Origin of the sequence: Saccharopolyspora pogona, from assembly GCF_014697215.1 — a bacterium.
Taxonomy (GTDB): Bacteria; Actinomycetota; Actinomycetes; order Mycobacteriales; family Pseudonocardiaceae; genus Saccharopolyspora; species Saccharopolyspora hattusasensis.
The window spans coordinates 5,221,284-5,232,500 of sequence record NZ_CP031142.1 but is presented as its reverse complement, the minus strand read 5'-3'; the positions used below and the strand labels follow the sequence as shown (position 1 = coordinate 5,232,500).

Annotated in this window: 6 protein-coding genes, 2 rRNA genes and 1 riboswitch (1 of these 9 cut by a window edge); of the genes, 4 read left to right on the top strand and 4 right to left on the bottom strand. The window is 65.7% G+C overall.

Annotated features, from left to right (window positions below; all coding sequences use genetic code 11):
* The 3 genes from DL519_RS24065 to ilvD all read left to right on the top strand — a co-directional run.
* Positions 1–1,005: ribosomal RNA gene (locus DL519_RS24065) — 23S ribosomal RNA — on the top strand; it begins 2,068 nt to the left of the window's first position.
* Between the two features lie 122 nt (positions 1,006–1,127).
* A 5S ribosomal RNA gene (rrf, locus tag DL519_RS24060) occupies positions 1,128–1,244 on the top strand.
* A 107-nt stretch (positions 1,245–1,351) separates the two neighbouring features.
* Positions 1,352–3,052, top strand: a complete 1,701-nt coding sequence (gene ilvD, locus DL519_RS24055) for a dihydroxy-acid dehydratase (RefSeq protein ID WP_190818131.1) — start codon at positions 1,352–1,354, stop codon at positions 3,050–3,052.
* Here the strand turns inward: ilvD and DL519_RS24050 are convergent, their stop codons facing one another.
* From DL519_RS24050 to DL519_RS24035, 4 genes are all read right to left on the bottom strand, one after another.
* Entirely contained in the window at positions 3,053–3,268 is a 216-nt protein-coding gene (locus tag DL519_RS24050) for a zinc-ribbon domain-containing protein (protein ID WP_223839469.1), read from the bottom strand.
* Between the two features lie 328 nt (positions 3,269–3,596).
* A complete protein-coding gene (locus DL519_RS24045) occupies positions 3,597–4,688 on the bottom strand; it encodes an IS630 family transposase (protein ID WP_190818129.1) in 1,092 nt (363 codons plus the stop codon).
* A gap of 91 nt (positions 4,689–4,779) precedes the next feature.
* Positions 4,780–5,856, bottom strand: coding sequence for a ribonucleotide-diphosphate reductase subunit beta (locus DL519_RS24040; protein ID WP_190818127.1), 1,077 nt, complete (start codon positions 5,854–5,856; stop codon positions 4,780–4,782).
* A gap of 146 nt (positions 5,857–6,002) precedes the next feature.
* Entirely contained in the window at positions 6,003–8,396 is a 2,394-nt protein-coding gene (locus DL519_RS24035) for a ribonucleoside-diphosphate reductase subunit alpha (protein WP_223839468.1), read from the bottom strand.
* A gap of 112 nt (positions 8,397–8,508) precedes the next feature.
* A riboswitch (cobalamin riboswitch) is annotated at positions 8,509–8,722 on the bottom strand.
* A 117-nt stretch (positions 8,723–8,839) separates the two neighbouring features.
* On the opposite strand from DL519_RS24035, the gene DL519_RS24030 reads away from it, so the two are divergent.
* Positions 8,840–11,203: a glycoside hydrolase family 3 protein gene (locus tag DL519_RS24030; protein ID WP_190818125.1), complete on the top strand. Its 2,364-nt coding sequence runs from the start codon at positions 8,840–8,842 to the stop codon at positions 11,201–11,203.
* Positions 11,204–11,217 lie beyond the last annotated feature (14 nt).

The window sequence follows — 11,217 nt, the reverse complement described above, 5'->3', positions numbered from 1 at the left end:
GCCAGTAAACGGCGGTGGTAACTATAACCATCCTAAGGTAGCGAAATTCCTTGTCGGGTAAGTTCCGACCTGCACGAATGGCGTAACGACTTCTCCGCTGTCTCGACCACAGGCCCGGTGAAATTGCAGTACGAGTAAAGATGCTCGTTTCGCGCGGCAGGACGGAAAGACCCCGGGACCTTTACTATAGCTTGGTATTGGTGTTTGGTTCGGCTTGTGTAGGATAGGTGGGAGACTGTGAAGCATTCACGCTAGTGGGTGTGGAGTCGTTGGTGAAATACCACTCTGGTCGTTCCGGGCATCTAACTCGGGTCCGTGATCCGGATCGGGGACAGTGCCTGGTGGGTAGTTTAACTGGGGCGGTTGCCTCCCAAAGAGTAACGGAGGCGCCCAAAGGTTCCCTCAGCCTGGTTGGCAATCAGGTGTTGAGTGTAAGTGTATAAGGGAGCTTGACTGTGAGACTGACGGGTCGAGCAGGTGCGAAAGCAGGGACTAGTGATCCGGCACTGGCTGGTGGAAGCGGTGTCGCTCAACGGATAAAAGGTACCCCGGGGATAACAGGCTGATCTTGCCCAAGAGTCCATATCGACGGCATGGTTTGGCACCTCGATGTCGGCTCGTCGCATCCTGGGGCTGGAGTTGGTCCCAAGGGTTGGGCTGTTCGCCCATTAAAGCGGCACGCGAGCTGGGTTTAGAACGTCGTGAGACAGTTCGGTCCCTATCCGCCGCGCGCGCAGGAGACTTGCGGAAGGCTGTCCCTAGTACGAGAGGACCGGGACGGACGAACCTCTGGTGTGCCAGTCGTTCTGCCAAGAGCGTGGCTGGTTGGCTATGTTCGGGAGGGATAACCGCTGAAAGCATCTAAGCGGGAAGCCTGTTCCTAGATGAGGTCTCCCACCCGTTGTGGGTTAAGGCCCCCAAGAGATGATTGGGTTGACAGGCCAGATATGGAAGCACGGTAACGTGTGGAGTTGACTGGTGCTGATAGGCCGAGGACTTGCTCACAAAGATTGCTACGCACCCACTATACGGTTCTGGGACAACAACCAGAACCTATTTGATAATAGAACATGTGTCATTCGTGTTCTGACGCCTGGTTTCCTGTCGTTTTCGGCGGGTTGAGGGTTGTCGGTGGCGATGGCGGGGAGGGTCCGCCCGGTCCCATTCCGAACCCGGTAGCTAAGCTCCCCAGCGCTGATGGTACTGCACTCGACAGGGTGTGGGAGAGTAAGACACCGCCGACACACTATTTGAAGGGGCCCCTTCTTCCATTCCGGAAGAAGGGGCCCCTTCTCATTTCCAAGGCGATCCGGAGCAGCGCTGGTGGTGTGACGCGAACTACAGTCGGAGCGTGGACGATGCCAAGCTCAGCAACGACCAGCGCACGCTGAAGCCTCGCAGCAGCGAGGTCACCGAAGGTATGGAACGGGCCGCGGCGCGCGGCATGCTGCGCGCCGTCGGCATGCAGGACGCCGACTTCGCGAAGCCGCAGATCGGGGTCGCGTCATCTTGGAACGAGATCACCCCGTGCAACCTCTCGCTGCAGCGCCTGGCCCAGGCGGCGAAGGAAGGCGTGCACGCGGCCGGCGGCTATCCGATGGAGTTCGGCACCATTTCGGTCTCCGACGGCATCTCGATGGGGCACGTCGGCATGCACTACTCCCTGGTGTCGCGGGAGATCATCGCCGACTCCGTCGAGACCGTGATGGAGGCCGAACGGCTGGACGGCTCGGTGCTGCTCGCCGGCTGCGACAAGAGCCTGCCGGGCATGTTGATGGCCGCGGCCCGACTCGACCTGGCCTCGGTGTTCGTCTACGCCGGTTCGATCCTGCCTGGGCGCGTCGACGACCGCGAGGTCACCATCATCGATGCTTTCGAAGCGGTCGGTGCGTGCGCGCGCGGCCTGATCACGCGCGCGGAGGTCGACCGCATCGAGCGCGCGATCTGTCCTGGTGAGGGCGCTTGCGGCGGGATGTACACCGCAAACACCATGGCCTGCGCGGCCGAAGCGCTCGGCATGTCGGTCCCGGGTTCGGCCAGTCCGCCATCGGTGGATCGGCGTCGCGACGCGAGCGCCCGCGAAGCCGGCCGCGTGGTGGTCGGCATGCTGGCCCGGCAGCTGACCGCCCGGCAGATCCTCACCAAGGAGGCGTTCGAGAACGCGATCGCCGTGACCATGGCCTTCGGCGGGTCGACCAATGCCGTGCTGCACCTTCTCGCCATCGCGCGGGAAGCCGAGGTCGATCTGCAGTTGGACGACTTCAACCGGATCGGCGACCGGGTGCCGCACCTGGCGGACGTCAAGCCGTTCGGCCGGTACGTGATGCCCGCGGTGGACCGGATCGGTGGAGTGCCGGTGGTCATGAAGGCCCTGCTGGACGCGGGCCTGTTGCACGGCGACTGCATGACGGTGACCGGTCGCACCGTTGCGGAGAACCTCGCCGAGCTCGACCCTCCGGAGCTGGACGGCGAGGTGCTGCACCAGCTGTCGAACCCGATCCACCCCACCGGCGGTCTCACCATCCTGCGCGGATCGTTGGCGCCCGACGGCGCGGTGGTCAAGAGCGCGGGCTTCGATTCAACGAGTTTCGAAGGTACGGCAAGGGTTTTCGACGGCGAGCAGGGCGCCATGGACGCCGTGGAGGACGGCTCGCTGAAGCCCGGTGACGTCGTCATCATCCGCTACGAGGGGCCGCGCGGCGGGCCGGGGATGCGGGAGATGCTCGCAGTGACCGGCGCGATCAAGGGCGCCGGCCTCGGCAAGGACGTCCTGCTGGTCACCGATGGCCGATTCTCCGGCGGCACCACCGGGCTGTGCATCGGGCACGTCGCGCCGGAAGCGACTGATGGCGGCCCTATCGCGTTGGTGCAGGACGGCGACCCGATCCGCCTCGATCTCACCAACCGCACCCTGGACCTGCTCGTCGACGGCGATGAACTCGTGCGGCGCCGCGAGCACTGGTCCCCACCGGCTCCGCGTCTCCGCAAAGGCGTGCTCGGCAAGTATGCGAAGCTGGTCGGCTCCGCGTCGGAAGGAGCGGTTTGCTCGTGATCAGGACCGTAGGTCCTGCTGCGGTTGCAGCTGTGCCTGGGCCTGGAGCTGTTCCGCCTCTTCCTTGCTGATCGGAGACGTCTTGCCGCACCATTTGCAGGTCAGCGCGTACCGGGTGCCGGCCGGGAATAGCGGGACGAAGAACAGCGTGAACTTCGTGACGCCCTTGTTGAGGGTCGTCGCGTACGTCCCGCGGCAGCCCGGGCAGACGAGCACCAGGCCGGCCAGCCGTTGGACGGTGCTCCGGAATCCTCAGATGATCAAATTTTTTCCCCTGAGACGGTGTGATCGGCAGCCGACGTTAGGGCACGTGCCGGCGGCGGGCCTGAATACGGCGGTTCGCTACATCGTCGACGGGTGGGAGTGATCACAATTGAAGCGAACGGCCTGTTCACTCCGCCTAGGAGCCTGTTGCGTTTTCGGCGAAAACGGCTGAACCGAAGTACCAAATCAGTCTCGATCGCCGCCGTTTGTCCGCCAGTGGCCATCTCAGCCGTGATCGATCGATCACGGTCCGTGGTGGGCGTAATTTTGCAACAGGCTCCTAGTGTCCTGCGCCGGAGATGCGTTGACAATATGATCGGAGTGACTCCAAGATCTCGTCAGCGTTCTTGGTCCAGATGAACGGCCGGGGATCGTTGTTCCACTCGTCGATCCAGTTGCGGATATCGGCCTCGAGTGCCTGGACGCTGGTGTGCACGCCGCGTTGCAGGAGTTTGGTGGTCAATTCGCCGAACCAGCGTTCGACCTGGTTGATCCAGGACGATCCGGTCGGGATGAAGTGGATTTGGAATCGAGGATGCTTCGCTAGCCATTTCTGGATGATCTCAGTTTTGTGGGTGGCGTAGTTGTCACAAATGACATGGACGCCTAACTCCGCCGGTACGGTCTTGTCGATCTTGGTGAGAAATTTGCGGAACTCGACCGAGCGGTGCCGGCGGTGCAGCGAGGAGATGACCTTGCCGGTGGCGATGTCGAAGGCGGCGAACAGGCTGGTGACACCGTGACGGACGTAGTCGTGGGTGCGGCGTTCGGGCATGCCGGGCATCATCGGCAACACCGGCTGGGACCTCTCCAGTGCTTGCACCTGGGATTTCTCATCGGTGCATAGCACCACTGCGTTCTCGGGCGGGTTCATATACAGGCCGACGACGTTACGGACCTTCTCGATGAACTGCGGATCGGTAGAGAGCTTGAATGTGTCGGCCAAGTGGGGTTTAAGGTTGAACGCTTCCCAGATCCGCCCCACGGTCGATTTACTCAGCCCGGAACGCTTCGCCATCGATGCACGCGACCAATGCGTCGCGTTGTTCGGTTTCTCTTCCAACGTCGAGACGACCACCTTCTCCACCTGTTCGTCGGTGATCTTCCGCGGCGCGCCTGGGCGATCCTCGTCGGCCAACCCCTCCAGTCGTCGCTGGACAAACCGCGACCGCCACTTGCCCACCGTCGGTCGCGCCACCCGCAACTGCTCGGCGATATCCACATTGGACAAACCATCGGCGCATGCCAGCACAATCCGACACCGCAACGCCAAAGCCTGCGAACTCTTCGCCCGCCGAGCCCAACGCTGCAACGTCGAACGCTCATCGTCGGTCAGCACCAACTCAGCCTTCGGCCGCCCAGTCCTCGCCATTCCCGCAGTATAGCCTATTTAGACCATGAATTTCCGGTGCAGGACACTAGTGGCGTGAACAGGCCGTTCGCTTCACCTGGTCGGTCGGGAGTCAGTCCCACTTGAGGGAGCCGCCGGACTGGTATTCGTTGACCCGGGTTTCGAAGAAGTTCTTCTCCTTCTTCAGGTCCATGGCCTCCGATATCCACGGGAAGGGGTTGTCGGCTTCCGGGAAGACCGGTTCCAGGCCGAGCTGGGCGCAGCGCCGGTTGGTGATGAAGTGCATGTACTGGGCGCAGAGGTCGGCGTTGATGCCGAGGATGCCGCGGGGCATCGTGTCGCGACCGTAGGCGATTTCCAGCTCACAGGCTTCGGTGAGCATCTGCCGGATCTCGGCCTGGAATTCCTCGGTCCACAGGTGCGGGTTTTCCAGCTTGATCTGGTTGATGCAGTCGATGCCGAAGTTCAGGTGGATCGATTCATCGCGCAGGATGTACTGGTACTGCTCGGCGATGCCGACCATCTTGTTCCGCCGGCCCAGCGCGAGGATCTGCGCGAACCCGGTGTAGAACCACATGCCTTCGAAGATCACGTAGAAGGCGACGAGGTCGCGGAGGAAGGCCTGGTCGGCCTCGGTGCTGCCGGTGGTGAAGTCCGGGTCTTCCAGGCTGCGCGTGTACTGCAGCGCCCAGGCGTCCTTGTCGGCGATCGACGGAATCTCCCGGTACATGTTGAACAGCTCGCCCTCGTCGAGGCCGAGGCTTTCACAGATGTACTGGAAGGTGTGGGTGTGCACGGCCTCCTCGAAGGCCTGCCGCAGCAGGTACTGGCGGCATTCGGGGTTGGTGATGTGCCGGTAGACGGCGAGGACGATGTTGTTGGCCACCAGGGATTCGGCGGTGGCGAAGAAGCCGAGGTTGCGTTTGAGCAGCAGGCGTTCGTCGTCGCTGAGACCGTCGGTGGACTTCCACAGCGCGATGTCGGCCTGCATCGAGATCTCGGTGGGCATCCAGTGGTTGTTGCAGCCCGCGAGGTACTTCTCCCAGGCCCACCCGTACTTGAGGGGGAGCAGCTGGTTGACGTCGGCACGGGCGTTGATCATCGCCTTGTCTCCGACGTCGACGCGCCCACCGGCGCGGTCGATCTCGCCGAGCCCGGCGGCCGAGGATGGGGACTCCAGGGACGTCATGCTGTGTTGCTCCAAGGGAAATCGCGCAGGTCGAGTCCGCGCGTCGAACAGGACTTGACTGGGACCCGGCCTCGGGGTGCCGCAATTTCAATGGAAATCGGCGATTCGATTTCCATTGAAATTGCGGCGGGACCCGGGTGGGGGTGTTACTGGCAGGCTTCGCAGTCGGGGTCTTCGACCGAGCAAGCAGCGCCGGTCGCGGTCGGCGCCGTCGGGACGGCGTTGAGCTTGCCGTCGGTGCCGCGCAGGGTGCTCTTCTCCACGTGGGTCGCGCTCGTGGAGCGCAGGTAGTACGTGGTCTTGAGGCCCTTCCGCCAGGCGAGGCGGTAGAGCTCGTCGAGCGTTCGGCCGCTGGGCCGGGAGACGTAGAGGTTCAGCGACTGCGCCTGGTCGATCCATTTCTGCCGGCGCGCCGCCGCCTCCACCAGCCAGTGCGGCTCGATCTCGAACGCGGTGGCGTAGAGCTCCTTGAACTGCTGTGGGATCCGCTCGATCGGCAGCAGGCTGCCGTCGTGGAACTTGAGGTCGGCGATCATCGCCTCGTCCCACAGCCCGGCCTGCTTCAGGTCGGCGACCAGGTGCGGGTTGACCACGGTGAAGTCGCCGGACATGTTCGCCTTGACGTACAGGTTGCGGTAGACCGGCTCGATCGACTGGTTCACGCCGCAGATGTTGGAGATCGTGGCGGTCGGGGCGATGGCCATCACGTTGGAGTTGCGCATCCCTACGGTGCGCACCCGCTCACGCAGCGCCTCCCAGTCCAGGGTGGACGAGCGGTCAAGGTCGACGTCGCCGCCGCGGGCGTCGGCGAGCAGGTCGAGCGAGTCGATGGGCAGGATTCCCTGGTTCCACAGCGATCCGTCGAAGGACTCGTACCGACCCCGCTCGGCGGCGAGCTCGCTGGACGCGGCGATCGCGTGGTAGCTGATCTGCTCCATGCTGCGGTCGGCGAACTCGACGGCGGCCTCCGACGAAACCGGGATGCGCTGCGCGAACAGCGCGTCCGCGAAGCCCATGAGGCCCAGCCCGATCGGCCGGTGCCGCAGGTTGGACCGGCGTGCCTCGGGGATCGTGTAGAAGTTGATGTCGATGACGTTGTCCAGCATCCGGACGGCGGTGCGCGTGGTGCGCTCCAGCTTCGCGGCGTCGATGCCGTCGGCGTTGACGTGCCGGGCCAGGTTGACCGACCCGAGGTTGCACACGGCCACCTCGTCGGTGCTGGTGTTCAGGGTGATCTCGGTGCACAGGTTGGAGGAGTGCACGACCCCGCTGTGCTGCTGCGGCGACCGCAGGTTGCACGGGTCCTTGAAGGTGATCCAGGGGTGGCCGGTCTCGAAGAGCATCGTCAGCATCCGCCGCCACAGCTCCACCGCGCGCACCCGGCGGAACACGCGGATCTCGCCGCGGTCGGCGGCCTGCTCGTAGGCGCGGTAGCGCTCGGCGAACGCCTTGCCGTAGAGGTCGTGCAGGTCAGGCGTCTCATCCGGGGAGAACAGCGTCCACTGCTCATCGGCCTCGACGCGGCGCAGGAACTCGTCGGGCACCCAGTTCGCGGTGTTCATGTCGTGGGTGCGGCGGCGGTCGTCGCCGGTGTTCTTGCGCAGGTCGAGGAACTCCTCGACGTCGATGTGCCAGGTCTCCAGGTATGCGCACACCGCGCCCTTGCGCCGGCCGCCCTGGTTGACCGCCACGGCGGTGTCGTTGGCGATCTTCAGGAATGGCACCACGCCCTGGGACTTGCCGTTGGTGCCGTTGATGTGGGCGCCGATGCCGCGCACCGGCGTCCAGTCGTTGCCCAGTCCGCCCGCATACTTCGACAGCCGCGCGTTGTTGCTGATGGAGTGGAAGATCCCGGACAGGTCGTCGTCCACAGTGGTCAGGAAGCACGAGGACAGCTGCGGCCGGGTGGTGCCGGCGTTGAACAGGGTCGGCGTCGAGCACATGAAGTCGAACGTCGACAGCAGGTGGTAGAACTCGATCGCCCGCGCCTCGCGGTCGTCCTCGCGCAGCGCCAGGCCCATCGCGACCCGCATGAAGAACGCCTGTGGCAGCTCGAAGCGGGTGCCGTCTTCGTGCAGGAAGTAGCGGTCGTAGAGAGTCTGCAGGCCGAGGAAGCCGAAGGTCAGGTCGCGTTCCGGCACCAGGGTGCGGCCCAGCCGGTCGAGGTCGAAGGAGCCCAGCTCCGGGTCGAGCCGCTCCAGTTCGACACCGCGGCGCACGTAGTCGGCGAAGTACGCCGGGTAGTGGTCGCTCATCTGCTCCTGGTCGGCCTCCTGCGGCTCGCCCAGGAAGCTCAGCGCCTCGCGGCGCATCCGGTCCAGCAGGAGGCGGGCCGTGACCTGAGAATAGTTCGGCTCGGTCTCGATTAGCGTGCGTGCCGCCATGACCTGGGCCAGCGAGAGCTCGTCGTCGCTGATACCGGCGTAGCCGGTGCGCCGCACCTCTTCGAGCACGGCATCGGCCGACACGCCGGGTAGTCCGGCGCAGGCGTGGTGGACCACAGTGGACACGCGGGTCCAGTCGTTGAGTGTCGCCGTCACGGGCTCTCTCCCTCGCGAGCTCGGCGGACCACGACGGCGCGCGAGGAGACACGGCGGCAGGAGCCGCTGGTCGTCCGCGCGGACCCGCCCTCGAAGTCCCGGACAGCACGCTTCGCAGCGTGCACCGGCGGCAGGTCTTCGGACTCACGGGCGGCCTACTGATCGTGGCTTCCCAGGCTGCTCGCCCAGTGCTCTACCCGCTGCCGTCAGGCAGCCGGGTCACGACGTTCGTTCCCGTTCACCGCTGCGGGGCAGTCCCGGATTCGCACCGGGTTCCCTCTTGCCTCACCGGACGCCTCCGGTGAACCACCAGCGAGCGACACACTACATGTTGGGTTCGGGGAGTGATCAGATGGGCAGATAACGGAGTGTCGTGGTCCCGGTCGACAGTGCGGGCGAGGTGGCCGAGACTTGGCGGCCGGAGGCCGGCGAAAGGGGTAGCGGTGGACGAGGCGAAGCTCCTGTCGTTGGTTTCGGAGTTGACAGCCGCGGAGAAGGCGCGGTTGCTGACCGGTGCCGACCTCTGGACCCTGCACCCGATGCCGAAGATCGGGCTGCGGGCGTTGGTGCTCTCCGACGGGCCGAACGGGGTGCGCGGCACGGCATGGGACGAGCGCGACACGTCGCTGCTGTTCCCGGTGGCGTCCGCGCTGGCGGCGACCTGGGATCGGGCGGCGGCGCGGACCGCGGGTGAGGTGTTCGGCGACGAGGCGCGCCGCCGGGGTGTGCACGTGGTGCTGGCGCCGACGATCAACGTGCACCGAAGTCCTTTCGGGGGCAGGAATTTCGAGAACTTCTCGGAGGATCCGCTGCTGATCGCCGAGATCGGTGCCGAGGTCGTCGCGGGCATCCAGTCGCGCGGGGTGGCCGCGACTCCGAAGCACTACGTCGCCAACGACAGCGAAACCGAGCGGCTCAGCTACGACGCGGTGGTCGACGAGCAGGCGCTGCGCGAGATCTACCTCAAGCCGTTCGAGCGGATCGTGGCGAAGGCTTCGCCGTGGGCGATGATGGCCGCCTACAACTCGGTGAACGGGCGCACGATGACCGAGAATTCCGCTCTGGTGAACGATGTCCTCAAGGGCGAGTGGGCGTGGGACGGGATGCTCGTATCGGACTGGTTCGCCACCCGCTCGCTGGAGGCGGCGGCGCTCGGCGGCCTCGACCTGGCCATGCCCGGTCCGAAAAGCGCGTGGAGCGACGGGAAACTCGCAGAGGCCGTGGCGCGGCGCAAGGTCCCGGAAGAAGTTCTCGACGACAAGGTCCTGCGGGTGCTGAGGTTGGCCGATCGGGTAGGTGCTTTCGAAGATTCCGAACCCGGCGGCGGGCCTTCGGGGGAGGCCAGGCCGGTCATCCGGCGGCTCGCGACGCAGGGATTCGTGTTGTTGCGCAACGAGATCGTGGATGATGCGCCGCTGCTGCCGATCGACCCGAAGGTCGCTAAGGTCGCGATGATCGGCGAGAACGCCACCATCCCGGTGGTGCAGGGAGGCGGGTCGTCGCACGTTAGCCCGCCGCACGTGGTGACTCCGCTGGATGGATTGCGCGCGGCGCTTCCCGACGCGGATGTGGTTTACCAGCGCGGTGTGCGGCATCGGCGGTTGCTGGACGTGATCCCGCGCGCGGAGGTTGCTGATCCGGCTGGCGAGGGCACCGGTATCCGGGTCGAATACCTCGGCAACAAGGGAGAAGTCCTCGACAGCGAGCTGCGCGGAACCGAGCGGCTGATGTGGCTCGGCGGCCTGCCGTCCGGGGCGAAGGAGTTGCGGTTGCAGGGGAAGCTCCAACTCGATCTCGGCGAGCACGTGTTCGGGGTGAACGGCACCGGGCGCTTCCGCGTCGAGCTCTCCGGCCGGGAGGTGCTGGCTGCGGGCGTGGTGCGCACCAACGGGATCGACGACCCGCTGGGCGGCATGCTGGAACCGCCCGAGCAGCGGTTCAACGTCGTGCTCGTCGAGTCGGACTTGGACGCCGACGGCCGGGCAGCCATGACCGTCGAGTTCACCCCGCAGCGCCCCGACGCGCTGGTGGCGGTCGGGATCGGGCACCGAGCGCAGGAGTGGGACGACGCGAGCGAACTCGCCGCCGCGCTGGCGATCGCCCGCGACTCCGACGTCGCGGTCGTCGTGGTTGGCACCAACGACGAGGTCGAGACCGAGGGCCGCGACCGCGTCTCGCTGGACCTGCCGGGTGCCCAGAACGAGCTGGTACGCAAGGTTGCCGCGGTGAACCCGAGCACGGTCGTGGTGGTCAACGCCGGGTCGCCGGTGCTGATGCCCTGGGCGTCAGACGTCCGCGCGGTGCTGTGGACGTGGTTCGGCAGCCAGGAGTACGGGGACGCGCTGGCCGACGTGCTGCTGGGCCGGGCAGAACCCGGCGGGAGGTTGCCGACCACCTTCCCGGCCGAACTGGGCGACGTCCCGGTGCCGCTGCCCGGCGTGCAGCCGGTGGACGGCGAACTGCACTACACCGAGGGAACCCTGGTCGGCTACCGCGCTTACCAGGACCGGGGCGTCAATCCGGCGTTCCACTTCGGACACGGGCTCGGGTACACGACCTGGGAATACCTGGCGGCCGTCGCCGAAGGCGAGGTCGTGCGGGTGAAGCTTCGCAACACCGGCGACCGAGCGGGACGCGAGGTCGTGCAGGTGTACGCGGCGGAGCCGTTGCGGCTGGCGGGGTTCACCGTCGCCGAGGCCGAGGCGGGAGCCGAGGTGTCGGTGGTGGTGGACGTCGAGCCGGGCGGCGAGTTCGCGGTGGGGCGCAGCGCCGGGGACCTGCGGATTCGCGCAGCGAAGAGCCCGTGAGTCCGGCGGACCCA